The 24,508-nt window shown below is 48.1% G+C and carries 26 protein-coding genes; 4 read left to right on the forward strand and 22 right to left on the reverse strand.

The window, feature by feature from the left end:
* Positions 1–7: 7 nt before the first annotated feature.
* The 8 genes from rbsD to I2H39_RS09970 form a co-directional block, all read right to left on the reverse strand.
* Entirely contained in the window at positions 8–406 is a 399-nt protein-coding gene (gene rbsD, locus I2H39_RS09930; protein WP_138310828.1) for a D-ribose pyranase, read from the reverse strand.
* A 29-nt stretch (positions 407–435) separates the two neighbouring features.
* A complete protein-coding gene (gene rbsK, locus I2H39_RS09935) occupies positions 436–1,371 on the reverse strand; it encodes a ribokinase (RefSeq protein ID WP_138310827.1) in 936 nt (311 codons plus the stop codon).
* A gap of 40 nt (positions 1,372–1,411) precedes the next feature.
* Entirely contained in the window at positions 1,412–2,047 is a 636-nt protein-coding gene (gene deoC / locus I2H39_RS09940) for a deoxyribose-phosphate aldolase (protein ID WP_138310826.1), read from the reverse strand.
* Between the two features lie 154 nt (positions 2,048–2,201).
* Positions 2,202–3,224, reverse strand: coding sequence for a LacI family DNA-binding transcriptional regulator (locus tag I2H39_RS09945; protein ID WP_138310825.1), 1,023 nt, complete (start codon positions 3,222–3,224; stop codon positions 2,202–2,204).
* 233 nt (positions 3,225–3,457) lie between these two features.
* The gene (locus tag I2H39_RS09955; RefSeq protein WP_347708577.1) at positions 3,458–4,816 is read right to left on the reverse strand and encodes a glycine/betaine/sarcosine/D-proline family reductase selenoprotein B; all 1,359 of its coding nucleotides are present in this window, start codon (positions 4,814–4,816) and stop codon (positions 3,458–3,460) included.
* The gene (locus I2H39_RS09960) at positions 4,797–6,074 is read right to left on the reverse strand and encodes a glycine/sarcosine/betaine reductase component B subunit (RefSeq protein WP_195626362.1); all 1,278 of its coding nucleotides are present in this window, start codon (positions 6,072–6,074) and stop codon (positions 4,797–4,799) included. The genes I2H39_RS09955 and I2H39_RS09960 overlap by 20 nt, the downstream gene beginning before the upstream one ends.
* Positions 6,075–6,114: 40 nt before the next feature.
* Positions 6,115–7,311 (reverse strand): MFS transporter, encoded by a 1,197-nt coding sequence (locus I2H39_RS09965; RefSeq protein ID WP_138310821.1) that lies wholly within the window; start codon positions 7,309–7,311, stop codon positions 6,115–6,117.
* 259 nt (positions 7,312–7,570) lie between these two features.
* Positions 7,571–7,966, reverse strand: coding sequence for a TetR-like C-terminal domain-containing protein (locus I2H39_RS09970; protein WP_243281799.1), 396 nt, complete (start codon positions 7,964–7,966; stop codon positions 7,571–7,573).
* A gap of 449 nt (positions 7,967–8,415) precedes the next feature.
* On the opposite strand from I2H39_RS09970, the gene I2H39_RS09975 reads away from it, so the two are divergent.
* Together I2H39_RS09975 and I2H39_RS09980 are read left to right on the forward strand one after the other, a co-directional pair.
* Entirely contained in the window at positions 8,416–9,231 is an 816-nt protein-coding gene (locus tag I2H39_RS09975) for a glycine/betaine/sarcosine/D-proline family reductase selenoprotein B (protein WP_227146373.1), read from the forward strand.
* 10 nt (positions 9,232–9,241) lie between these two features.
* Positions 9,242–10,108, forward strand: coding sequence for a radical SAM protein (locus tag I2H39_RS09980; protein WP_207746787.1), 867 nt, complete (start codon positions 9,242–9,244; stop codon positions 10,106–10,108).
* A 95-nt stretch (positions 10,109–10,203) separates the two neighbouring features.
* On the opposite strand, the gene I2H39_RS09985 is transcribed toward I2H39_RS09980, so the two are convergent.
* The 14 genes from I2H39_RS09985 to I2H39_RS10050 all read right to left on the reverse strand — a co-directional run bounded on the left by I2H39_RS09985 (position 10,204) and on the right by I2H39_RS10050 (position 22,919).
* The gene (locus tag I2H39_RS09985; protein ID WP_138310818.1) at positions 10,204–11,565 is read right to left on the reverse strand and encodes a gluconate:H+ symporter; all 1,362 of its coding nucleotides are present in this window, start codon (positions 11,563–11,565) and stop codon (positions 10,204–10,206) included.
* A gap of 79 nt (positions 11,566–11,644) precedes the next feature.
* Positions 11,645–13,360 (reverse strand): dihydroxy-acid dehydratase, encoded by a 1,716-nt coding sequence (gene ilvD, locus I2H39_RS09990; RefSeq protein ID WP_347563882.1) that lies wholly within the window; start codon positions 13,358–13,360, stop codon positions 11,645–11,647.
* A 405-nt stretch (positions 13,361–13,765) separates the two neighbouring features.
* Positions 13,766–14,488 carry a FadR/GntR family transcriptional regulator gene (locus tag I2H39_RS09995; protein WP_138310816.1) on the reverse strand — a complete coding sequence of 241 codons (723 nt, stop codon included), beginning with the start codon at positions 14,486–14,488 and terminating at the stop codon, positions 13,766–13,768.
* Positions 14,489–14,619: 131 nt separating this feature from the next.
* The gene (locus I2H39_RS10000; RefSeq protein ID WP_138310815.1) at positions 14,620–15,009 is read right to left on the reverse strand and encodes a VOC family protein; all 390 of its coding nucleotides are present in this window, start codon (positions 15,007–15,009) and stop codon (positions 14,620–14,622) included.
* A gap of 157 nt (positions 15,010–15,166) precedes the next feature.
* Complete coding sequence (locus I2H39_RS10005) at positions 15,167–16,528, reverse strand: sodium:alanine symporter family protein (protein ID WP_138310814.1); 1,362 nt, start codon at positions 16,526–16,528, stop codon at positions 15,167–15,169.
* A 441-nt stretch (positions 16,529–16,969) separates the two neighbouring features.
* Positions 16,970–17,704, reverse strand: a complete 735-nt coding sequence (locus I2H39_RS10010; RefSeq protein ID WP_330640712.1) for a GNAT family N-acetyltransferase — start codon at positions 17,702–17,704, stop codon at positions 16,970–16,972.
* Between the two features lie 248 nt (positions 17,705–17,952).
* Positions 17,953–18,144, reverse strand: a complete 192-nt coding sequence (locus tag I2H39_RS10015; protein WP_195626364.1) for a helix-turn-helix transcriptional regulator — start codon at positions 18,142–18,144, stop codon at positions 17,953–17,955.
* Between the two features lies 1 nt (position 18,145).
* Complete coding sequence (locus tag I2H39_RS10020; protein WP_195626365.1) at positions 18,146–18,436, reverse strand: hypothetical protein; 291 nt, start codon at positions 18,434–18,436, stop codon at positions 18,146–18,148.
* 286 nt (positions 18,437–18,722) lie between these two features.
* A complete protein-coding gene (locus I2H39_RS10025) occupies positions 18,723–19,829 on the reverse strand; it encodes a plasmid recombination protein (protein WP_330640711.1) in 1,107 nt (368 codons plus the stop codon).
* A gap of 78 nt (positions 19,830–19,907) precedes the next feature.
* The gene (locus I2H39_RS10030; protein ID WP_195626366.1) at positions 19,908–20,141 is read right to left on the reverse strand and encodes a complexin-2; all 234 of its coding nucleotides are present in this window, start codon (positions 20,139–20,141) and stop codon (positions 19,908–19,910) included.
* A 47-nt stretch (positions 20,142–20,188) separates the two neighbouring features.
* Positions 20,189–21,325, reverse strand: coding sequence for a helicase RepA family protein (locus I2H39_RS10035; protein WP_195626367.1), 1,137 nt, complete (start codon positions 21,323–21,325; stop codon positions 20,189–20,191).
* A 3-nt stretch (positions 21,326–21,328) separates the two neighbouring features.
* On the reverse strand, positions 21,329–21,643 hold the full coding sequence (locus tag I2H39_RS10040) for a mobilization protein (RefSeq protein WP_195626368.1): 315 nt from the start codon (positions 21,641–21,643) through the stop codon (positions 21,329–21,331).
* A gap of 2 nt (positions 21,644–21,645) precedes the next feature.
* Positions 21,646–22,719 (reverse strand): site-specific integrase, encoded by a 1,074-nt coding sequence (locus tag I2H39_RS10045; RefSeq protein ID WP_195626369.1) that lies wholly within the window; start codon positions 22,717–22,719, stop codon positions 21,646–21,648.
* A gap of 11 nt (positions 22,720–22,730) precedes the next feature.
* Positions 22,731–22,919 (reverse strand): DNA-binding protein, encoded by a 189-nt coding sequence (locus I2H39_RS10050; RefSeq protein WP_195626370.1) that lies wholly within the window; start codon positions 22,917–22,919, stop codon positions 22,731–22,733.
* A gap of 166 nt (positions 22,920–23,085) precedes the next feature.
* On the opposite strand from I2H39_RS10050, the gene I2H39_RS10055 reads away from it, so the two are divergent.
* Both I2H39_RS10055 and I2H39_RS10060 read left to right on the forward strand, forming a co-directional pair.
* Entirely contained in the window at positions 23,086–23,649 is a 564-nt protein-coding gene (locus tag I2H39_RS10055) for a helix-turn-helix transcriptional regulator (protein WP_195626371.1), read from the forward strand.
* Positions 23,646–24,497, forward strand: coding sequence for a GIY-YIG nuclease family protein (locus I2H39_RS10060; protein ID WP_195626372.1), 852 nt, complete (start codon positions 23,646–23,648; stop codon positions 24,495–24,497). The genes I2H39_RS10055 and I2H39_RS10060 overlap by 4 nt, the downstream gene beginning before the upstream one ends.
* Positions 24,498–24,508: the final 11 nt, after the last annotated feature.

The following is a 24,508-nucleotide window of genomic DNA, read 5'->3' on the forward strand; positions in this document are numbered from 1 at the left end:
GGCTGTATCAGTAAGCGCATCCAGCCACTAATATCACGTTGGTGTATCCGGTAAATTCACCGGTAAGGACAATGGCCTTGGCATCCCTGCTGCGCTCCTTAAGCTCTGTGTGGGGAATGTATTCCACCGGAAGGCCCTGGGGCAGAAGGGCCAGCGCCTTCTTGTGGAAGTCCGGAGTCACAGTCAGAGCCTCATCCGCGAACACGGCTCCCTCCACCACGATATATTTAAGTATTTCTTCAAGTACATCCAGGTAAGCCGGGTCACCGGGCCTCCAGCCCAGGTCCACGCGCTCCACTCCCCTGGGAATGGGCAGCCCTGCGTCTCCGATAATAATGGTATCCTTGTGTCTCAGTTCCGCCAGCACCCTGGCCAGCTGCGGATGTAATATTCCTGTCTTTAACATGTTCGTTTCCCCTTCTCCTGTTACTGATGTCAATGGTTTGCTGCCATAAATGCGTCAATCTCTTCCCTGACCGGCATGGAGGGCGTGGTGCCGATTTTCTGTACGGACAGCGCCGCCAGGGCATTGGCAAAATCAGCTGCCTCCCACAAATCCTTTCCCTCTGACAGCGCTGCCAGAAGGCCGCCGTTAAATGCATCCCCGGCGCCGGTGGTATCCACTGCGTCCACCTTATAGGCAGGTATGATTCCCTTCTTTTCTCCCGTGTTTATGTATACGCCGCGATGCCCCAGTGTAATCAGCACGTTCTTTACGCCCTTGGAAAAGAACCAGTCCGCCGCCTTATCCGCTGCTTCCTCGCTGTCCACCTTGATTCCTGTGAGAATCTCCGCCTCCACCTCGTTGGGCGTAATCAGGTCAATCTTGCCCAAAAGCTCATCACTGACAGGCTGCACAGGAGCTGTATTTAAAATGACCTTGACGCCCTTCCTGTATGCCATGTCCACAATGCGTTCCACAGAGGATACGTTAGTCTCCAGCTGTGTCAGCAGATATTCGGACTGTCCCACCAAATCCTCCAGGGAATCCACTTCCTGGTCCGTAATGGTATTGCAGGCCCCCAGTATGACCACGATTTCGTTCTGGCTGCTGTTTTCATCCACCATAATCAGGGCGCATCCTGTCTCCGTTGTCTTGGAATACAGTACTCTTCCCGAATCCATGTGAAGCTCATGCATGGTATTAAGGGCAATGTCTGCAAATGCATCCTGACCCAGCTTTGTCACCATGGTCACATCCGCTCCTGCCTTATGGGCCGCCACTCCCTGGTTGAATCCCTTTCCGCCGGGACCCATCTTAAACACGGTTCCCTTCACCGTCTCTCCTGCTGCCGGCAGGTGCGGCGTCCTGCCCATCAAATCCACCACAAAGCTGCCGAATACCGTTACTTTCTTTCCCAAATGTTCCATATATGATTTCTCTCCTTAATCCATCCTGGCTGTGTGCCCGCTATATCAGCACAATCCCGTTGCCTGCTCCGATTCTGTCTGCCCCGGCCTCAATCATGGCCGCAGCATCCTCCGGCGTACGGATACCGCCGCTGGCCTTTACCCTGGCACTTTCTCCAACCGTCCTGCGCATCAGCGCCACATCAGCTGCCGTTGCCCCGCCTGTACTGAATCCGGTGGAGGTTTTCACGAAATCAGCCCCTGCCTTCACTGCCAGCCGGCAGGCTCTTACCTTCTCCTCATCCGTCAGAAGACAGGTTTCTATGATGACCTTTACCACTGCGCCTGCAGAAGCCTTTACCACTGCCCGGATATCCTCCTCCACAAAGGAATCGTCCCCGTCCTTAAGGGCGCCTATGTTGATAACCATATCCACCTCGTCCGCCCCTGCCTTTACAGCCTCTGAGGCTTCAAAGGCCTTTGCTGTGGTAAGCATGGCTCCCAGGGGGAACCCTACCACACAGCAGGTCTTTACCCCGCTTCCCTTTAACTGCTCCGCCACCAGGGGCACAAAGCAGGTATTGACACAGACAGAGGCAAATTTATGTTCCCTTGCCTCGCTGCAGTATCGAATGATGGTATCCTTACCGGCATCTGCCTTCAGCATCGTGTGGTCAATCATGTGTGCAATTCCCATTTTCATTCTCCTTTTCCATTTGAAGCTTATATAGGTTAAAATTGTAATATATATTTTCTGTAACCGGTTACATATCTCAGTAAAAAAATAGAATGGCTTTTGTTCTGTGTGTAACCGGTTACAGATTTGTGCAGAAAACAATCTGACCTAATCGTCAGGTTGTTTTCTTTTGCTCCGACCCTCTCAGGATTACCTGATAAGGAATGGTAATCCGCTTTCCTCGCTGGCGGTTCTTCCCGGAATCCTCAAAGCACTCCTGAAGAAGCCTCATGGCTTCCCGCCCCTGTTCCCTGGCATCCCTGTCCACCACGGATATCCTGTAGTCAATCATCCGCAGGGCATCAATGTCATCAAATCCCATCAGGGAAATATCCCTTCCTATCTTCACCTTGTGTTCCGTCAGATACTTAAGACACCCAAGGGTGGAAAGGTTGTTGGATGTAAAGATGGCTGTGGGCGGTTCCTTCAGTCCCAGAAGCCGTCCGGTGCACTCATATGCCTTGGCAATCTTAAAATCGCCGCAGGCAACATACGCCTCAGGCACAGCCAGCCCGCTGTCCTCCATGGCCTGCATATAGCCCTGGCACCGGTCCTTGCCAGGCTTGGAAGTCTCGGGTCCGGTTATGATGGCAATCCGTTCATGGCCTGCCTTTATTAATTCCATTACCCCGTCATAGGAACCCCTCTGGTTGTCCACAAAAACGCCGTCAAACTGGGCTCCCTTCACATCACGGTCCACCAGCACCACCGGTATGCCGGATTCCTCCAGCCGGAGCAGATTATCCCTGGTAACCGTGTCCGTCTCTGAAATCGGCGTAATGATTACGCCCTTCAGTCTCTGGCTTTCCACGATTTTTAAAAAGTCATGTTCCTTGTCCAATGTCTCATTGGTTCCCAGAAAAACAATATTATAATGATATGTCTCGGCCACCTCGCTGATTCCGCTTATGACCTTGGAGAAAAACTCATTTTCAATATCCGGGATAATGGTTCCCACACTTAAGCTGTCCTGGATACTCAGGCTTCTGGCAATGGCGCTGGGCACATAGTTGTACTCCTCCACTGCCTTAAGCACCTTCTGCCTGGTTTCCTCCTTCACATATCCCGAATTATTGAGGACCCTGGAAATCGTAGCGGAAGAGACACCTGCCCGGCGTGCAATCTCTTTAATGTTCATGGCCCTTTCCCTCTCTTTTTCCTGTAACCGTGCCAGAATAATCTGTAACCGGTTACATATATAATACTACCACAAAGATAAGCAGATGTAAATAGTTTTTATCATTTTTACACAAAAAACAAGCGGTATAAATCCGGAAGATACGCAAAAAGGGTTCCCTTTCCTTATTATAATATCTGAGAAAAGGAACCCTTCTATCATTATGATTCTATCCTGTCTCTGTCAGCACATTTCTATTCCTCGCGTATCATGCTGGACTCCCCTTCTCCGGGCGTCTCTTCCAGCATGGTAAGCACTTCTTCCGCCAGTTTTTTACGGTATTTTACCTCCTGCTCCTTTGGCAGGGACGGATTGCCAAACACATGGAGTACGCTGTTGCCGCGGAATATCCGGTGGGAACCAATGCCTTCCGCAATCTTAGTCAAATTGGTAACCTGCACAATAGGTATTCCAGCCCTTTCGATTTCTTTTGTCATCACTGCACCGCAGCGAGAGCTGGTCCCTCAGGTGCTGGTAAGTATGACCGCATCAATATTCTGGTCCTTCAGGCTCTTTGCAATCTCCTCACCAAACTTTTTCCCCATCTCCATGGGAGTCATGACACCGGCCGTGGTATAATAGGTGTCCAGAAGGCTTCCTATCTTTCCTTCCTTCTCAAGGGCACGCATTGCGTCCACAGGTACCAGGCGGTTGGGGTCGTCCAATACAAACGCATTGTTATATCCCTGGTGGCTGACCTCATAATCAGATGCATCCAGGTGGTCTGTATCCCCGAAATTATAAGATTTAAAATACTTGGAGTTGGTGGGAACCATATGGTCCGGATTCCCCTTGGGAACCAGGCCTCCGTCCGTAACCAACGCAATTCTTGCTTCACTCAGCGGCTTTTCCAGAACCGGAACCGGAATCTCTTCATGGTTCGGCATGACCACCTCGGTTCTGAAATTCTGATGGAAATATTTGTTGAGAAGCATGTTTATGCCCCTGGTACTTGCAGGTGTGCCATAATCAATATCTACGGCAGGACCAGAACCAAAGTATCCTTCTGTCTTTCCATCACTGATAAAACCGCCCTCCGCCAAACGAGATGCAAAACCAGCCAGTCGTTCCAGTGCCTCCTTCATCTTAGCCGCATTGTTTTCAGTCTGCAGGATATAGGCCCTGTCCTTGTAGAGGTCTGTGCCCGGATTTTCCGTATATAGGCCGGTGACTGCAGGTATTTTAAGCCGTTCAGTAACAACTGCCGTAGTGGCTCCGCAGGCCAGACCGTACCGCCCTGCGTTGAATCCGGGGCCGGCTATGTACATCTGGGCATTGTATTTTTCCACAATGTCAGCAACCTCATTTGACACGTTCTCAATATTCTCAGCAATAAAATTGTCACCGCAAATAATAGTTGCAACTATTTTATAGCTGTCTCCCAATGCTGACTGCAGATACAGCCCGGGGCCAACGGGTTCTTCTTTTACCACGATTCCCATGCTGGCGGTGTCTTCCCCGCCATATCCGCCATAAAACTGGTTGATATAGTGAACCACACGAATCTTATCAGACATTTCTTCTCCCTCCTGTTTACATAGTGTCCGGGACATCCGGCAAATCGCTGTCTGTTGTCACATAACAATCACCCAGCTGAGACCAGATTCCCTGATAAGCGAAGTTTGTTGTGTGTGTAAATGGTCCCTCAACATTATATCCCATCAGACTCGGAACACCTGCATCTTTACCAATCACACGGTCCACCTTGGGATGCTGCAGGTCGTAATTCCTTCCGCTGTTTATAACTGCGTCAATCTTAGGGTCAGAGATAACCAGCATATCGCCGGGAACATCATTGGAAACAGCAGACAGATTCATGACGCAAGGCATCCCCATTTTCTGGCACCAGTTAAAGGCCAGGGCCGAATCCAGCTGGCAATGTCCCATGCCGGACTTATTGACAAGAACGCAGTCTGCTTTCAATGTCTCTTTGCACAAGGTGGCCGCCATCATTCCCATGGCATCCTTGCCGTCAATCTTCATCACATTATTGGCAAATACAAGGCCTACGAATTCCAGGTCCTTTCCATGCCTTCTCAGCAGCTCCTTGATGTATGTCTCATTCTGCAGATAGTAATTAGGCTCCCAGTATCTCCATACCATGGCTCCGTCCAGTATCTCAGTGGGCTGGAGAATGACTGGCAAAAAGTTCAGTGCGCTCTGCCCATATACCAGGAAGTTCCATGTATCATGGGAAGCCATATGGGTAACAAGATACGCCACCTTGGGGAGAGGCTTTCCATCAGGCCCCGGTCCTACGGGTCCCAATTCAAAGGTTTCTGTCTCATCCGGTGTAAGGCCGATTCCCAGCTTTGCCAGATATACATTGATTGTCAGGGACGCATATTTTAATGCCTCTGCATAGCTTGCATCGCTTACGCCCTCTGCCGGCGTTGCATCCAGAATCACATGATAATGCTTTGAAAAGTGGGTATATTTGGCGCATGGACCGCCCATATCCATATAATATTTAATATTACACTTTGCATAGTAGATGTCTGATACCACCACGCCCTTAAGAGCAACCGTCCGTCCCTCCCCCATAGGAGCAAGCTTTCCCCAGATACCCGGATAGGAGGTCTCCGGCGCATCCGCCTTGCAGCGGGGCTGCATGATATCATGTATGGCCAGAATGCGGCAGCTCTCCCCAGGCACTGCTATCTTGATATCCAGGTTCCCGAACATCTCACTCTTTACCGTGTCAATCAATTCCTCTTTGTTAATTGTCAGTATCCCATTCTCTAAAACTGTTTTGTCCCCGAACTGAACTTTCTTTACCCTTACATAGTCAATCTGCAATTTTTTGCTCAATTTAAGCACTCCTTTCCTATGTCAAACATGTAATATATTATCATGCATTCTCAGCACTTTTCTTGCCAGGCAGCGTAAATACCAGGACAATTCCAAGCAGCGCAACTACTCCGGCACCGATGAATGCAGTAGAGATACCTACCACCTTTGCAAGCAGGGATGCACCTACGGAGCCCACGCCAAAGCCAATCATGGTGAAAGAGAGGATAACACCCACATTCTTTGTTCCAAACCGGTCTGCTGCAATCGGTGAGAAACAGGCCTGGCAGCCGCCATAAGACAAGCTGAGGAGCCAGAAGCAGAACATATAAAGATTTCCCGTTGCAACTGTCAATAATGCAACCCCTCCAGCTGTAATGAAAAAGGAAATGGCAAATGCTGCCTTACGTCCTATCTTATCACTTAAGGTAGGAATGACGAAGCGTCCGCCAACCTGGCACAATGAGGCAATGCTGACGCCCAGGGTTGCCATGGCTGATGTAAGTCCCTTATCCGCTCCATATGTAACAAAAATCGCACTAAGCAGCAGATAAGCTGGTACCGCACAGAAATATAATCCGGTTATTGTATACAATTCCTTTACATGCAGCGCCTCTTTTAATGTATACTGCTTTTTAGAGCTGACATTGGCTCCGGCAGATACATAATCCTCCATAAATCCGGCCGGAGGTGCCTTCATTGTAATGGTCCCGAATATTCCAACTGCAATGTATACTCCTGAGACTATCATGAACGATTTCATATAACCATAATTTGTAAGCCAGGAGCTTACTATGGGTGAAAATACCGTTGCACTGATTCCCAAAGTGGCAAGCGTGAGCCCGGATGCCAGTCCCTTTTTGTCCGGAAACCACTTTGGCATCAGTGCAACGATAACATTATATACAATGCCGTCTCCGATTCCAAAAAGGCCTCCAAATGTCAAAAACATGCACCAGAACATGTCCGGCGGCAAAACTGCTGAGGCGAACCACCCTAAAAACATAAGCCCATACCCAATAATCAGCACTGTCTTCAAGGACATCTTTCTCTGCATGACGCCTCCGAAAAAGTTTCCCACACAGAACACGGCAATAAAAATCGTGTATGGAAGGCTTGCACTCGCACTTGCCACGGAAAAGTGGTCCATGATATAGGGCTGAAATAAGCTATATGTATAACATATGCCCATAATCAACATGCAAATCATACCGTACACCAGTATCGCCCACCTGTTTGTTTCCTGTTTACCATTCATTCCTCGGTACCCCCATTTCTTTTTCTTTCAGTGTAGTATGGATAACCGCCATAATCAATTTACAGACTTGCTACAGTGCGCAAAAATATTACATTATTCACAAAGTGTAATACACTTATTCCGTCAAAGGCATACAATAGTCACATACAGGCCATATGGTAGGACTGCATTAAAAATCCGGCAGAAAACCTCCAAAACGGTGGTTTTCTGCCGGAATATCACGGGTATAACACAGCTGCGCCATCCTCTTACTGGCTTGTCAATGATTCTGCATCATACTTTTCTCAGTCATTTTATTATAGGACATCTCAATCTTTCGTATACTGGCAAGATGGTCGAAATACCGCCCATAATCGTTATTCATGCCATCCCTGACCCAGTCAAAAACAATGCCTACATATGAATAAGCCTCCATACGCGCCATCAGGTTCAGTTCATCAATTGACAGCCTGATTCCTGCCTCTGAATATTGAACACTGAGGTTCATGCGAATCAACTCATAATAAAAATTCTGCAAATAATCCCTCAGGGAATTCTGGCCCACATATTGGAAACAGCTCAGGTAAAAACTCCGGTTTTTATGCAGATACCTGCACAGATTTATAAAACTGTCCTGACACTTGCTGGGGTCATTGAAGGAGTTGACTTCTGCCAATGTTTCTGTATAAAAAATCCAGTTTATCAATTCATATTTATCTTTAAAATGATAATAAAAAGTATTTCGGCTGATATTACAATACTGAACTATATCCTTTACGGAAATCTTGGCTAATGACTTTTTTTTAAGCAGATGTTTGATTGCATCCGCAAATGCCTTTTTAGTTATATCGCTGCTGGACGTTGAACATCTCCTCCTTTGCATTCATTAACTTCAACTTGGTACACACATAGATAAAACAACTGGATAGTTACAAATATATCAATAATATCTATCTATTATATGTCCATTAGCAGCTATTGTCAAATTATAATATTCCTCCTGTCCCCCCGTGTACAACGTGCACAAAATGCATCTTGACATATATTATCGAAATCTATATGATGTAAGAAAGACCGTATTATCATGTTCTACAGAAACAGGTTATAGAAAGCTGGTGATTATGTTTGGATAACAACTCCAAAAACCCATCAATCAAAAATGTTGACTATGCAACTCCTGCCAGCAAACGTGGCATAGACATGCTGCTAGCCAAATATCATAAACAGAATTTCGAGACAGAAGTACCCGCGAAGCCTTTTCAGGAGATACTGATGCCTAACTTGAAAAAGGAACTGGCAAAAGCCAGGATTGCTCTTGTTACAGACGGCGGGCTTGTCCCCAAAGGAAACCCGGATAATCTCAACCCAACAAATTCACAGAAGTTCTGCATGTATTCTCTGAGCGGCAGTGAAATGCTTCTCTCCAAGGACTACGAGGTCAGTCATCAGGGTTATAATACCGAATATATAGAACAGGACCCCAACCGGCTTTTACCCATAGATGCCTTGCGAAGGGCGGAACGTGAGGGTATGATAGGGCGGTTATTTGATATTTTCTACACCACGGCCGGCGTAATGACATCGGTTGAAAACGGTACTGCCCTGGGAGAACGAATTGCCGTATCACTAAGGGACTGCGATGTGGACGCTGTTGTCCTGTCCTCCACCTGCGGGACCAGCACCCGGTGCGGTGCATTGATTGGAAAAGAAATCGAGCGTCTTGGCATACCTGTAATACAGGTGACAAACCTGACTAAGATTGCCGAGAGCGTGGGGGTGAGCCGCATCCTGCGCGGTAATGATATCTGCCATGTTTTCGGGGACCCCAAACTAAGCCTGAAGGAGGAGCGTACCTACCGCTGGCACATGGTCGGCAAAGCTCTGGATTTACTGAAGATAGAGATAGCTCCCAACTGTACGGACAGCATAATATCCGAGTAAAGGAATCATTATGGACAATATATCATTGTATACTGGTGAAGAAATTTACCGCCCCTTCTGGGAAAATGACAGTGCGTTCTTAGAGACTACCCTGGGGTGCAGCTGGCACAAGTGTGCTTTTTGTGACTTTTCCAACGATAAGTTTTCTGTTTTTTCTCTGGGCGACATAGAAAAAAAAGCCGCTATATTAGCCCAGTATTCAACCGGCAAAACCTCTGTCTTCCTTCTGGGTGAGAATCCCTTTGTGATGGACACTCCCAAACTGCTGTCCATCTTTGACATCGTGCATTCCCATATGCCATGGATGGAAGGCATAAGCATGTATGCCAGATTTGACGACATATTGAGAAAGGACCTGCAGCAGCTTAACGTCCTCATGCGCCGCGGTCTGACCCATCTGTATATTGGTCTGGAAAGCGGATGCAACGAGGTGCTGCGGCTCATGAATAAGGGAATCACGGCCCAGGAGGCGGAAGAGGCGTGTCTGCGCTTACGCCAGGCCGGTATCCCATTTTCCCTCAACGTCATTCCGGGACTGGGCGGGAAAGAATGTTCCGGCCAACATGTGAATGACACAATTGCTTTCCTGAATAAAGTACAGCCTGCAAGGGTATGGTTCATAGGCTTGAGGGTATGGCCTAACACCAGCCTGGCATCTATGTGCAGGGAGGGTACTTTCACCCCTCTCTCGCCTCTTGAACGCCTGCAGGAAGCCCACGATTTGCTCAGTGGCCTGGAGCTGGAACACTGCGCCTTTGCAGATACCACGGTCCTGGACAAATACACCTTCTTAGGACAACTGCCTGACAACAAATACTCTTTGTTGTCCCAGATGCAAAAACTATTAAGCCAGCCTGAAGACCCGCCGGGCATATAGCGGCGCGCTGAAAGGGGGAGACAGCCTGAAGACTGCCTCCCCCTAAATATCTCATTTCATATCTGAACGACCGTATATAACCACACCATCCATCCTTATGCAAAGAAGGATATGATAAGGGCTACCACAAATCCGGTACCGCCCACCAGTGTCTCCATGATGGTCCATGTCTTGAGAGTGGTCTTTTCATCCAGCCCTACCAGTGATTTCACAAGCCAAAAACCAGAGTCATTAAAATGGGAGCAAACCGTTGCGCCTCCTGCTACTGCTGCCGTGACGCAGGCCAGGTACAGAGGGGAAAGGGTTGCAATCTCCGGCATGGCTGCAATGATACCGGCAGCCATGGTCATGGCTACGGTCGCAGAACCCACAGAGATACGCACCAGGGCAGCCACCACAAACGCCACTACCACAATCGGAAGGGATGCTGAGGACACTGCATTGCCAATCACATCACCCAGACCGGAGTTCTGAAGCATGAACCGGAGCACGCCGCCGCAGGCTGTTACCAGGAGAATCAGTCCGGTAGGCTCCAGGGACTTTGTCAGTACCTTTTCCAGCTCCTCATTGCTGTATCCGTGGCGGTATCCCAGAAGAACCATGGCCACAATGGTTGCAATGGTAAGGGCCACAAAGGGCTCGCCCAGAAATCCCAATACAGGCTGTACAGAGGCAAGGGCAGGAACCACCTTTGCAATGGAATTCAGAATGATAAGAACCAATGGAATCAATATGATTCCCACAATTGTCCCGAATTTAGGAAGCTTGGATTCGTCAAAATCCTCCTGGTTTGCAATATGTTCCGGAACCGGAACATCGTACTTATTTCCGCAGATGGTTCCCCATATGGGGCCGGCCACTATCATGGCAAAGATACCGCACACAATGCCTATCATGATGACCCATCCCAGGTCCACGCCCAGCATGGTGGCCACCAGCACCGGACCTGGAGTGGGCGGGATAAATGCGTGGCCTACCGCCAGACCGGCCAGCAGGGGAATGGCGTAAAACAGTGAGGAGCGCTTGGTTCTCTTGGCAAGAGAAAAGGCAAGAGGAATCAGGATGATGAGTCCTGCGTCGAAAAATACGGGCATGGCGATGACAAGACCCGTGATTCCCAGGGCCCAGGCAGCCTTCCTGTCGCCGAATTTCTTCACCATGGTAACGGCCAGCGTCTGGGCGCCTCCTGATATCTCCAATATGGAGCCGAACATGGAACCCAGGCCCACAAGCAGGGCGATTCCCTTAAGTGTACTGCCAATTCCTTCATTGACAGAACTGATGATATCTGCAAACGGCATACCTGCAATCAGGCCGATGGCCACTGCACCGACCAGAATGGAAATCATTGCCTGGACCTTGAATTTGATGATTAAAAGCAGCAGAATTACCAGCCCTGCCAGGGCAGCGATAATCAGTCTGGTTGGGTCCAGAGCTGCAGCAGTCGTTGTTGTCATACTTATTACCCTCCTATAATTTCACACAATATCCCTATTTTCCCTATATGTTTACCTTAATATTTTCCTGCTACGGCAATCAGACCATGTATCCGCCCTTCATCGGGGATACGGCATGTTGGGAATAGATTTTAAGAACACCCTTCTTATACTTGGCCTCCCTGGGTTTCCAGGCCTTCCTGCGCTCTGCAAGAATCCGCTCCACTTCTTCCATAGGAAGCTCCTTCCCCTTTACGCCTATGATTTCCAGTACGCGTTCCGGGATATCAATCCGGATAAGGTCATCCTCTTCCACCAGTGCAATGGGCCCTCCGTCCGCTGCCTCAGGCGATACATGTCCGATGGCCGGTCCCTTGGATGCCCCGGAGAACCTGCCGTCCGTGATAAGGGCTATGGTCTTGCCCAGCTCCGGGTCTGAGGAAATAGCCTCTGTGGTATAGAACATTTCCGGCATTCCCGACCCCTTAGGTCCTTCATACCGGATAAACACAGCATCTCCCGGCTGTATCTTCCTGGAGATGACTGCCTCAATGGCATCCTCCTCGCAGTCAAAGGGTTTTGCCTTCAGGACCGCCTTAAACATTTCCTTGGGAACAGCTGAATGTTTCACCACGGAACCCTCCGGCGCCAGATTTCCTCTTAATATGGCCACGGTTCCGTCTGTTCCAATGGGCTCCTCAAAGGTCCGGATAACATCGGTGCGCTTAAGACCCCATTTTTTCAGGTATCCGTCGCATTTGTCATAAAATCCATTGGCCTTAAGCTCTTCCAGATTCTCTCCCAGAGTCTTTCCTGTAACTGTCATCACATCCAGATGGAGCATGGACTTAATTTCTTCCATCACTGCAGGAACACCGCCTGCATAGTAGAAAAACTGTGCGGGCCACTTCCCGGCAGGCCGGATATCCAGCAGATAGTGGGCGCCTCTGTGCATACGGTCAAATGTGTCGGCGTCAATCTCCAGCCCCAGCTCATGGGCAATGGCAGGGATATGGAGCAGGGAATTGGTGGAGCCGGATATGGCTGCATGCACCATGATAGCATTTTCAAATGATTTCATGGTAACAATATCGCTTACCTTAAGCCCCTTTCTGGCCAGTTCCATAACCTGAAGTCCGGCCTTATAAGCCATTTCCTTCAAATCCTCACAGGTTGCAGGCATCAGCGCAGAGCCAGGGAGCATCAGACCCAGGGATTCGGCCATGACCTGCATGGTGGAGGCAGTACCCATAAAAGAGCAGGCCCCGCAGGATGGACAGGCGTTGTGCTTATAATAGGTGAGTTTCTCTTCTGTAATCTCACCCCTTTGGCACATGGCAGAGTAAGCGCCAATCTGCTCCAGGGTCAAAAGGTCAGGGCCTGCATCCATGACGCCGCCGGTTACCACGATGGACGGCATATCAAGTCTTGCCAGTCCCATCAGACAAGCCGGTACGGATTTGTCACAGCTGGCAATGAACACACCTCCGTCAAATCCAGTGGAATTGCCGTGAATCTCAATCATATTGGCAATCATGTCCCTGTGTGCAAGGGAATAGTTGATGCCGTCATGTCCCTGGGCAATGCCGTCGCATATGTCGGTGGTAAAATATCTGGCTCCCTTTCCGCCTGCATCCGTAATTCCACGCATGGCTTCGTTTACAAACCGGTCCAGATGGGCGCTGCCCGGATGGCTGTCCCCAAATGTACTCTCAACCATAATCTGCGGCTTGTCCAGGTCTTCCACCTTCCACCCCATGCCGATTTTTAACGGGTCGTTCTCCGGTGCCAGCGCTCTTACTCTTTGACTGTTCAGTTCCATAAAATGCCTCCTCTTTCTCTTCACATCTGACGTCTGACTTCTTTGTAGTTTTATAGTAGCATTTCTGGATTATTCTTTCAAGTCATCAGACCTGTTTTCTACTTAATTGTCAAAAGAATTTAGCAAAATTGTGCACTATACACAATTTCGCGCTGTTGAATTTCCAGTATATCCCATTTTTCTTATTTTTTTGCCTTGTGCGTCTTACGTCAGCGCAAAAAGTCGTCAGATGTATTTATTTTCCTCTTTCAATTAACCAAAAAAATACCTATAAGTATAAGTATTCCCTTTTATCTGTTTCCGGGAGATACTTTATCTTATAGGTATTACTGCTTATTGATATTTCTGATTTTTAATGTCACTCATATTTCATATCGCCGATTTCCAATATACCCACCCCTATGCCTCACGCCCATCCTTCATCAGCTGCCGAATCATATTCCTGTTAAAGGTCATATGCATCATCATGGCTGTCTTTGCGCCAATGGGGTCATGCTCTGCAATGGCATCTGTCACTGCCCTGTGGGTCATGATGGTTTCGTCCGTCAGCTTTTTGTGGGTCACATTGACAAACATAAGGACGGCTGTGTCAATAATGGGAATCAGCTGCTCCACCACCTTATTCTTGGAGCATTCGGCCACGCAGGTATGGAAGGCAATATCGTCCTCTATGTAGCTGTCCCCAATCTTTATCTTCCGCTCCACGCTGTCACACAGATTCCGCAGCTTCTCCACGTCCTCCTCTGTTGCATTGAGCGCTGCCATCTCAGCGATTCCCGGCTCCAGGATGATACGGACATTTACCAAATCCAGGGCCAGGGCCATCTTGTCCTCCACTGCGCCCAGGCCCAGGGGGTCCATATCCATGGGCGTGGTGCTGACCACATACGTGCCGGAGCCTCTTCTGACTTCCAGAATTCCTCTGGAAATCAAAAGCTTTACCGCCTCCCGGATAGTACTCCTTCCCACGCTGAACCTGTCTCCCAATTCAAATTCATTGGGAAGTTTAGCGCCTACTGCTATAGGTGTATCCAATATATACTGATATATCTGCTCCTGAACCTGTTCTGCCAGCAGTTTGCTTTTCAGGTTGGACAGTTCTCCTTTGTTGGACTTCTGCATTCTCCTGACTACATCCTTTCCCGGTTATCGCCGTATGCTCTAATGCTACTTATTCTAACATATTTTATACCGGTTTACAAATACATGCACGGCGTTTCGCAGAAAAACAGGCCTGGAAATTACACGGAAACTTAATGTGTACCGACTTCCTCCCTCAGCAAAAACACATTCCCGTCCATATCATAAAACTGGAACATGCTGCCGTAAGGCATCCTCATGATATCCCCGGCCAGGACCCCCCTCTCCTTCATTTCCCTATGGGCGCTTTCAAGGTCCCCGGTGCATAAGATGACAGAAGGGTGGCCCACATTTACTTCAGGATTCTGGGCCTTCATCATTTCTTTGTCATACAGGACAAAGGATGTCCCGCCTCCGTATTCCGGCCCTACCTCCAGCCATTTCTGTCCAGCTCCCATCTGCTGTTCCAGACGCACGATGAATCCCATTTTTTCTGTCCAGAAATCCCTGGCTTCATTCTGATTTTTCACATACAGCGTTATCTTTGCAATGGAGTCAATCATGATTTAATTCCTCATTTCTGCTTTCTCTTTTACCATAAATACTTCCCAATAACTAAATTTTTCATTCGCTGCAAAAAGGAAAAGAAAAAGCAGCAGCTCCCCCGGATATTCCGGAAAAGCTGCCGCAAAAATACCATTTATTTTACTGTATCAGGTGTTATTTACTACTGTACTTATTACATATCTGTACCACCAGACCGCTTAAGGCAAGCAAGGCCATGGCATTGGGTATAACCATCAGACCATTAAAGAAGTCTGCCAAATCCCACACCAGCTCCAGTTTCAGAGCGGAACCGATTATGATACAAGCCACTACCAATAAGGAATAAATCTTTGCTGCACTATCGCCAAATAGATACTTCGCATTGATAAGGCCAAAGAAATGCCAGCCCAGAATCGTAGAAAATGCGAAGAAGAAAAGGCAGACTGCAACGAATACAATACCAAAGGAGCCGAATCCTCTCATGAAAGCTGCCTGTGTAAGAGCAGTACCGTTCTTTCCGGACTCAAGAGCGCCCGTGGTCAGTACGGAAAATACAGTCAGGTTAAGGATTACAAACGTGTCGATGAATACGCTAATCATAGCGCAAAGTCCCTGCTTATGAGGATTCTCCGCAGTAGCCCTTGCATGTGCATGAGGTGTGGAACCCATACCAGCCTCGTTAGAGAAAAGACCTCTGGCAACGCCGAAACGGATGGCTTCTTTTACTGCAATACCTGCGCCTGCGCCTAATACAGCCTGCGGGTCAAATGCTCCTACAAAAATCATCTTAATGGCTGCAGGAACGTTGGCAATATTCATGATAATAAGAATCAGGCTTCCCACAATGTACACGCCTGCCATGATGGGAACTACCTTCTCAACAACGGATGCAAGCCTCTGTGTCCCGCCCAGGAAAACAAATGCTGCAATAGCTGCCACGATAACGCCTATGATGACTGGTGAGATTGTTATGTTAAATGCTCCAAATGCTTCTGTAAATGCAGCTCCGATGGAGTTGGCCTGAACCATGTTGCCCATGAATCCCAGGGCAAGCACAATAAAGATTGCAAATAAGCCCGCCAGGACCTTGCCGAAGGTGCCCTTAAAAGCCGCCTTTATGTAATAAACAGGACCGCCGGTTACCTCACCGTTTACCTCAGTCTTAAAGTTCTGAGCCAGAGTTGCCTCTGCGTAAATGGTTGACATACCAAAGAACGCACTTACCCACATCCAGAAAATAGCGCCAGGTCCGCCTCCTAAAAGAGCCGTGGCAGCGCCTGCCAGGTTACCGGTTCCAACCTGGGCTGCAATTGCAGTTGCGATTGACTGGAACGGTGTCATCTCACCCTTTTCGTGCTTCTCACCATTAAGGCTGAGGTGCCCGAATACCAGTTTCCAGCCTTCAGTAAACTTTCTCACCTGGATGAATCTCAGGCGGATTGTGTAGTAGATACCAGTGCCGCACAGAAGAACAATCAACAGAAAACTCCAGAGAAAACTGTTACCTTTTGCTACGAGATTTGTAATAACGTCCATTCCTAATTCCCCCTATACGTTTAATTGGCCGCATACCGCGGCATTTTTATTTGTGCTGATATAATCAGCGCTCCAAGGAGCGGGATGTAAACATACAATAGGGACACCCACCATAGATGGGAAAGTATGCCTCCCTTTTGCCTGTGAGCATGGAAGATTTTATGGACGCTTATATCTGTCCTGCGCTTTCGCGCTCTCACAGAAACTCCCCGGAGTTTCCCTGAATCCTCCAGCATGGTACTAGATTATTCATAAAGAAAAAAACTATACCAGCGCTGTTAGAAAAAGGAATTTTTATAGATTGTTTTTATTTTATCATATTCGACCCTTAAATTCAATAATTATTTATTTAATTTTTATAGAATTTTAGTTAATTTTATATTTTTTTTAAACTTATCTAATTTTCTGCTTGACAAGATATTTTTGTACGTAGGATTGGTTTTAAAATATTTCTTCAACAAAATGCTTTTCGTACATATTCCAGTATTTCTTATATACGAAATCTTCATTGCCGTCAAAATTGAGCTGGTACATCCTGAAAAGCACGGGGAAGTCCTTCGGCTGCCACTGTTCTTCGTATGTATAGCAATACTTCATACCGCAAGCTTTCATCACATTTGCGCTTCTCGGATTATTTCTGTCATGGGTTGCGGTAATATACGGCAGGCCATCCTTTTTCACCTGCTCCACAACAGCTTTGCCCGCTTCGGAAACAATACCCCGATGCCAAAATTCTTTTCGGAGTCCGTAACCGAAATCGTGATGTTCCTCCATATCAACATTAATATAGCCAATGGGAAAATTATCGCTTTTAAGGCAGATTGCATACGCATAAGCCTGCGGCTGGGCATACTTTGCAGCATATCGTTCCATATAAAATTTCTTTGTTTCCTCAATGTCCTTCATGGGATACCAAGGCAAAAATTTGTTGACTTCTTCATCTTTAAGGATAAGGAACAGTGCTTCAATATCTTCTCCTGTAAATTTCCTTAAAATTAAACGTTCTGTTTCTATTTTGGGCGTATTCACAGTATTTCTCCTTTTCAAGCCGGGGTCTTTTTGGTGATTTTCAATCGCAGTCCTGATGATTCCTCTGACAATCGGCCAGATAAAGCTGGCCATTTCCACTTCATCTTCTGGGGTTAGGTCAGTATAGCCGCTTCTAATCAGCCCCATCTTCAATAAATCGCTTGTGGCTCCGGGGGTATGTAAAACCCGCCCTGCTGAATTTGTCGTTCAGCAGGGCGGGTTTGCGCCGTTTCAACGGTTATTCCCGCTCGATAGAGCCTCATAAGTACAAGGTGATTTCCCTTGATTTATGGTATTTGTAGTATAACATATCCATGAAAATCTGCATAGTTTTTATGGTTTGCAAATTTTTTAATATCAAAATAATATCAGTACTCTAAATGCCAATATAAGGATTAGGCAAAATTAAAAAGCTCATCAACAGTTGTATTTAATTCCTTCGCCAAGCTAAATGCCAAAGCCAAAGTCGGGTCATATTTATTGTTTTCGATAGCATTTACTGTTTGGCGAGAAACACCACATTTTTTTGCCAGTTCCTCTTGCGATAGTCCTTGTTGTTTTCTTTTATCTCGAATAATATTTTCCATATCAGCCGCCATGTTTCTTTCTGTAATATAGCAGGGAAATGAAGTATATTGTGGCGGCGGCAGTAAGCGTTATGAATGGGTTTACACTCATAGCTTGTGCTTTAATCATGTTTTCGATTATTCCAATTACTAAACTTCCCATAGTAGCAAACAAAGTAAAGGCACTTGCTTTCCAGACAATCATTTGTTTTCTTTCATCCCCCGGTTTTATCAACGAAATCAACATAGACACATCTAGGACAAGCATTACAAGCAGATAGCCACCAAATAAAATAAGTCCAATATCAATCATAAAATACTCCTTTCCCGTCAGACATCCAAAAGTGTCAAATTGTTTTGACATTTTCATCTTAAATGATGCAGAGTAAAATGTCAAGACTTTTTGACATTTCTGTTCACACATTCCCAGAAGTAGCACAAGGGGTTAAGGGCAAGCCTTAACCCCTCTGGGTTCACCTCTCAAATGTCACGCAATAGGGGCGTAAAAGGCCAGTGTTTATGCGGCTTTGCGGCCTCTGTTTCGGGGTGGGTGGTATGTTATCCCTCGCACCCTCCAAATTGCTGTTCTAATCGTAACATCACCGCATATCACGCCTTTGCTGGTTCTCCTGTCTGCCGCCCAGCAGGTGGGCAAGGCCGTTCTTTTCAATGATGGACTGATAGAGCGTATTGCGGCGGCGCAGCTCGCCGTTCTCCTTTTCCAGTGTTCCGGCTTTAAGCTGCCCTCGCACAGAGCGGTAGGAATCCAGTTCCCGTTTCATATCAGCAATTTTCGTCTTTAACCCCTCTATGGTCTTTTCCGCTGCTTGCAGCAACTTTTGGAGCTTGCGCTCCTTTTTCTCCTGCACCACATACGCCTTTGCCGCTGTCACCAGTGTCTTGTATTCCTCCGGCTCTAGTTTTACTTTGCTGGAAAGAGGCACAGGTTTTGCTACAATCTGCTCCAATGCCTGTATGTCCACCTGTTTCTGTTGCAGCTTGGCGATGGACTGCTCCAATGCCTTGACCTCCTCGCTCCGCATCTGCTTTTTGTGGTCAAGTACGGACAGATGCTCCCGGTGAGTGCCTAACTGCTCCCACTCAATGCCATGCCGCTGCATGACCTGTGCAAGCGCCTCCTTTTCAGAATTTATCCACTGGTTCAGCTCGGTATCCTCCCGGCTGCCGCCCTCAAATCCCTGTGCCGCCAGCGCCTTTTCCAGCGACACCCTTGTGTCCAATCCCCGTTTGCTCCCGGTGGTAAAGGGTACAAAGTCGATATATAGATGGGGCGTGGCCTCGTCTACGTGCAGATGTGCGGAGAACACCCGCAAGTTAGGATTGCGCTCGGCAAAACCTTTCATAAATTCGTCCAGCACCGCCTTGGCCTGTTCGCCCTCGACTGTGCCTACGGCGGTATCTTTTACGTTGCCAAGCTGAAAGACCGCCTCATGGAACAGCTTTTCCTGTCTGCCTTTTTCAATGTGTGTATAGTAGTTTTCAATCTTTCGGTCACTGCGTTTCTGTTTGTCGTTGTACCTTTGGAGCGCATCACCAAACAGCTCCTCATAGACCTGTTTCAAATTTTCGTGACAGTAGTGGAGGTTATCGGCTATTCTGGCACGGTCTATATTTTCCGCTATGAACTCCCTATTATAATGGGTGAGCGACCCTCTGCCCACCATGCCGCTGATGGTTCGTTTCAATGCTATGCACCTCCCTTTTCCTTATTGGCAGGATACAGAGGCGTGCCACGCCTCTGTGATAGGCCGGCAAGGAGAATATCACCACCGAAAGCTGGGGAAATATCCCTTGCGGTCAAGGTACTCCTGTCTGGCTTTCTCCTGCTCCTGTGGGACATCACTCATTTTGTACTGGGTATAGAGGCTGCGGTTTATCATGGCATCCACTTTCTTTTGCAGCTCCGTTTCGATTTCCTCCCGCTCCTCCTCCTGCCCCAGCAGGTGAAACCGGGCAAGCATGAAAAACAGCTTCTCCGTTATCTGGTAATGTTTCATCGTCCTATTTTAAATCCTTTCCGCTAATCAAGGTTCTGTTACTCTTGTCAAGAGTAAATCAAAAGCGCATTGCGCTCTCCGAGGGGGAATGGCGGCGTGAGGACAAGCCGTATCTGCCTGCCCGTATGGGTACGGTTGCACTCGTAGGCAACGCTGTACTCGTCCAGCAGGCGGTTCACGCCCACGTTGAGCCGCCGGGATAGGGCGTTGGGTTTCAGCTCCAGTTCACCCAGCAGCGCCGCCAGCTCGGAGGCCGTACCCGTCCACTCCGGGGTGCTGTCGGTGACAAGCTGGACAACAGCCTCCAGTACCGGGTCAGGCGGGTCTTTCCACAGCTCCGTTTCCAGCTTGGTAAGCTGCCAGATACACCGCTCCCGGTCAAAGGTGAGGAGCATCCGCTGATCCTGTTGGTCACGCCCTACAACATCCAGCACTGCCTTGTTGTCCGTGCGCTTTTCCTTTTGCAGAATGAATGCCCCATCAGCAGCGCCCATCAGACCGTTCGTGCCGCTGATGGTATCAAAGCAATCCTCCGCTCCCTGCTTGCGGGTGTGGTGTACCACCAGCAGGCAAACATAGTGCTTGTCGCTGAACCGCTTTAGCCGAGTCACGATTTCGTAGTCACTGGCATAGCTGAACTTCTCACCGCCCAGCTCCCGGACTTTTTGCAGGGTATCTATGATGATAAGCCGGGTGGCAGGGTGCAGCCGGATAAACTCCTCCAACTGCTCCTCCAGTCCATCGGAGAGCTGCTTGGATTCGATAGCGAAGTGCAGCAGCTCGTTTCCCTCTGTTCCATACATTCGAGCAAGGCGCTTTTGCAGACGGGCGAAATCGTCCTCCAGCGCCAGATAAAGCACCGTGCCTTGATGCACCCGGTAATCCCAAAGGGAAAGGCCATTGCTCACATGATAGGCAAGCTGTGCCATAAAGAACGATTTTCCCACCTTGGGCGCACCCACAAAGAGATACGTTCCGGCATACAGCAGATTGTCTATGATTGGAGCGGGAGCTTTATAAGCAGTGTCATAAAGCTCCGCAATGGTTATCGTCCGCAGAGAAGATTGCGGTTTGCGTTCCGCACCATTCTCTGCTATACTTGATTTGCATATTTGCATTGGCGGCTGCTCCACGTCTGTTCCCGCAGACGAGAATGGGGCAGCCGTTTTTAGTGTCCTATCCATCTATCAGTCCTCCTTTAAGCCATTTAGGGTTTCCGCTACCAGCCACATGGTTTGGTGCAGCTCCTCACTGATGCTGCCGCCCTGCTCCAGCCGTTTCAGCTCCTCGTAAATCTCTGCCATCTGATTGCGGAGCATCTTGTAAACCCTCGGATTGCCCACGACCACCACATCCCGGCACAGCGCCCGGTTGATAAGGTAATCCTGCTTGGTAAGGCCGGAAAGCTGCACCCGTGTATTTAAGTCCTCGTTCTCCTCCGGTGACATCCGAAAGGCCACCGTCAACCGCCATCTGCCTTTTGCATCTAACGTCTTTTCCATTCCTATCCCATCCTTTCCATACTTAATTTGTTTGCTATCTCCGCCTGCTTGGTTGGAAACAGGTGTGCGTAGCGATTGGTGATTTCGATACTCTCATGGCCTACCCGGTCAGCAATCGCCACAGCGGAAAATCCCATTTCTATCAGCAGGGAAACGTGCGAGTGACGAATATCGTGGATGCGTATCCGCTTGACCCCCGCCTCCTTTGCGCCTCTGTCCATCTCCCTGTGCAGATAGCTCTTTGTCACCGGGAAAATGCGGGGGTCCGGCTGGCAGTGGTAAAGGGAAGTTATGTACTCCTGCATCTCCACGCCGAGGAAGTCCGGCATTTGCACCACCCGGTTGCTCTTGGCGGTCTTGGGGTCTGTGATAACATCCTCCCCCAAAAGCCGCTGATAGGACTTGCTGATGGTGAGCGTTCTTTTGGTGAAGTCGAAGTCGGCAGGGGTGAGCGCCAACAGCTCCCCCATACGGATGCCGCACCAGTACAGAATTTCAAAGGTATAATAGGATAGCGGTTTATCCATCATGGCATCCGCAAACTTTAGGTACTCCTCTTTTGTCCAAAACAGCATTTCCTTGCCCTGTGCCTTGCCCATATTCCCGGCCTTTGCCGCCGGGTTTGCTTTCAGCTCATAGAACCGCACCGCATGGTTAAATATGGCGGAGAGCTGATTGTGCAGGGTTTTAAGGTAAGTTTCGGAGTACGGCTTACCTTTTTCATCCCGGTAAGCTATCATCTCGTTCTGCCACTGGATAATGTCAGAGGGGCGAATATCGTTCATTTTCTTACCGCCAAAGGCGGGGAGCAGCTTGGTTTCGATGATGTGCTTTTTTGTCAGCCATGTGTTCTGCTTGAGCCGCACCTCCATGTCCTTGCTGTAAACCTCCACAAAGCTCCGAAAAACCATATCCAGATTGGAGGCTTTTTGTTGCTGGAATGTCCGTTCCCATTCCAGTGCCTCCCGTTTGGTCTTAAATCCCCGTTTGAGTTTCTTTTCCTTTTCCCCTTTCCAATTCTCGTAGTAAAAGGACGCATACCATGTGCCTTTTGCTTGGTCTTTGTATGCCGGCATTTTGCTCCTCCTTACTGGCTGTTTTTCAGCCCATAGCATTTTTCCTCAAAATAGCGCCTGCTCACTCGTCCGGCGATGGTGAGAAAGCCTTTCTTTTTCAGCTCCTCGTTCATCTCCCGCACCAGCTTGTAGGCATAAGGCTTGGAAACGCCCAGCTCCTCGGCAATCTCCTCTACCTTTACAAAGAGTTCCTTTTTCATGTGCATGACCTCCTATATTTTATATTCGCAAATTTGTTAATGTTTGCATTCTCATTATACATTAACACATTTGTTAATGTCAAGTATCTAATTCGCTTTTTTGTTAATATTTTTCTTGCATCTTTCGCTTTTTTGCGCTATACTATTTGCAAAGGCGGTGGAATGTATGACAGTAGGCGATAAAATCAAGAAAATCCGTACCTTTCGGGGTATGACACAAAAGGAATTAGGCTTGGCAATCGGTTTGGATGAAAAGGGAGCGGATAATCGCATTGCCCAATATGAAACCAATTACCGTATTCCTAAAAATGAGCTGCTCACCCAGATTGCGGCGGCACTGAACGTCAACCGCCAGAATTTCTATACCGATGCCCCCGGCAGCGCCGAGGACATTATGCGGACGTTTTTCTGGCTGGACGAGGACAGCCCCGGCGCTATCCGTCTATTTCAGCTCGTCCGCAATCCCGGCAAGACAAACGCATCCGAGGACACCGCTGTGCGGTACAACGACAACGACGATTGGCCTGCACACGCCCCAGTAGGGATGTATTTTCAGTACGGCCTTGTGGACGAGTTCATGCGGGAATGGCTGATACGCCAGCAGGAGCTACGGGCAAAGGAGATTTCCAAAGCCGAATACTTTGAGTGGAAAATCAACTGGCCGCAGACCTGTGACGATTGCGGCAAATGTGAGCCATCCATCCAGTGGAGAGAGGAAGTGACAGAATGACATTTGCAAAAAGGATTCAGCTTTTCTTAGTGGATGGCACGCCTAATGGCAGATGGATTTGTGAACTCTCAAACTGGACAGGCATTGCTTACAAAATTCCTCGAAATCGTGTCAAAGAGAGTGAATCTCGTACAGAGCTTACCTCACCGGGAGTTTACTTTCTATTTGGTCAAGATGAAACCAAAGAAAGACCACTTATCTATATTGGAGAGGCTGAAAACACCATTGTGCGGCTTAAGCAACATTTGGATAAGAGGGATAACTGGAACGAAGTTATTGTTTTTATTAGCAAGGATTCCAATTTGAATAAAGCGCATATCAAATTCCTTGAAAACAAATTTCACGCTATCGCTCTTGAGTGCGGTAGGTATACTGTTGATAATTCATCTACTCCCACAAAATCCACAATATCTGAGGCAGAACAAGCAGAATTAGAGGAGTTTGTTTACAACGCTAAAATTCTTGTAAATGCTTTAGGCCATAAGGTGTTTGAACCTTATGTCGACAAATCCTCTGGCTCTAAAGATGATGATAAAGTTTTCTATCTTTCTGCTGGAGATGGAAAAGCAACCGGTGTGCCTACTTCTGACGGTTTTGTTTTACTTAAGGGCTCTGCTATTCACCAAGTAGCTGCCGATTCCTTAAATATCGGGGTAAAGAAAAAGGTTGAGGAGAGCAGGGAAAAGGGTGAAATTATTGATGGCATTTTGCAGTGTGACAAACCTTTCACCAGTTCATCAGCCGCCGCTGCCTTTGCTGTTGGCTATAGCATTAGTGGCCCGCAGCAATGGAAAACATCTACGGGTAAAACATTAAAAACTATAGAGGCAGAGGGCAAAACTACATAGGTAGGGAGGTA

It is taken from the genome of Clostridium sp. 1001283B150225_161107_B6 (genome assembly GCF_015556325.1).
Classification (GTDB): Bacteria; Bacillota; Clostridia; order Lachnospirales; family Lachnospiraceae; genus Enterocloster.

Bases quoted from the DNA above. Each gene is read 5' to 3' on its own strand.
- I2H39_RS10040 (WP_195626368.1), bottom strand. From the start codon at position 21,643: ATGGAAAAGACGTTAGATGCAAAAGGCAGATGGCGGTTGACGGTGGCC.
- I2H39_RS10020 (WP_195626365.1), bottom strand. From the start codon at position 18,436: ATGATTGATATTGGACTTATTTTATTTGGTGGCTATCTGCTTGTAATG.
- I2H39_RS10000 (WP_138310815.1), bottom strand. From the start codon at position 15,009: ATGATTGACTCCATTGCAAAGATAACGCTGTATGTGAAAAATCAGAAT.
- rbsK (WP_138310827.1), bottom strand. From the start codon at position 1,371: ATGGAACATTTGGGAAAGAAAGTAACGGTATTCGGCAGCTTTGTGGTG.
- I2H39_RS09965 (WP_138310821.1), bottom strand. From the start codon at position 7,311: ATGAATGGTAAACAGGAAACAAACAGGTGGGCGATACTGGTGTACGGT.
- I2H39_RS09980 (WP_207746787.1), top strand. From the start codon at position 9,242: ATGGACAATATATCATTGTATACTGGTGAAGAAATTTACCGCCCCTTC.
- I2H39_RS10050 (WP_195626370.1), bottom strand. From the start codon at position 22,919: ATGAAAAAGGAACTCTTTGTAAAGGTAGAGGAGATTGCCGAGGAGCTG.
- I2H39_RS10005 (WP_138310814.1), bottom strand. From the start codon at position 16,528: ATGGACGTTATTACAAATCTCGTAGCAAAAGGTAACAGTTTTCTCTGG.
- I2H39_RS10045 (WP_195626369.1), bottom strand. From the start codon at position 22,719: ATGCCGGCATACAAAGACCAAGCAAAAGGCACATGGTATGCGTCCTTT.
- I2H39_RS10015 (WP_195626364.1), bottom strand. From the start codon at position 18,144: ATGGAAAATATTATTCGAGATAAAAGAAAACAACAAGGACTATCGCAA.
- I2H39_RS09995 (WP_138310816.1), bottom strand. From the start codon at position 14,488: ATGCAGAAGTCCAACAAAGGAGAACTGTCCAACCTGAAAAGCAAACTG.
- I2H39_RS10035 (WP_195626367.1), bottom strand. From the start codon at position 21,325: ATGGATAGGACACTAAAAACGGCTGCCCCATTCTCGTCTGCGGGAACA.
- I2H39_RS09985 (WP_138310818.1), bottom strand. From the start codon at position 11,565: ATGACAACAACGACTGCTGCAGCTCTGGACCCAACCAGACTGATTATC.
- I2H39_RS09945 (WP_138310825.1), bottom strand. From the start codon at position 3,224: ATGAACATTAAAGAGATTGCACGCCGGGCAGGTGTCTCTTCCGCTACG.
- I2H39_RS10055 (WP_195626371.1), top strand. From the start codon at position 23,086: ATGACAGTAGGCGATAAAATCAAGAAAATCCGTACCTTTCGGGGTATG.
- I2H39_RS10060 (WP_195626372.1), top strand. From the start codon at position 23,646: ATGACATTTGCAAAAAGGATTCAGCTTTTCTTAGTGGATGGCACGCCT.
- I2H39_RS10010 (WP_330640712.1), bottom strand. From the start codon at position 17,704: ATGGGGCTGATTAGAAGCGGCTATACTGACCTAACCCCAGAAGATGAA.
- I2H39_RS10030 (WP_195626366.1), bottom strand. From the start codon at position 20,141: ATGAAACATTACCAGATAACGGAGAAGCTGTTTTTCATGCTTGCCCGG.
- deoC (WP_138310826.1), bottom strand. From the start codon at position 2,047: ATGGGAATTGCACACATGATTGACCACACGATGCTGAAGGCAGATGCC.
- rbsD (WP_138310828.1), bottom strand. From the start codon at position 406: ATGTTAAAGACAGGAATATTACATCCGCAGCTGGCCAGGGTGCTGGCG.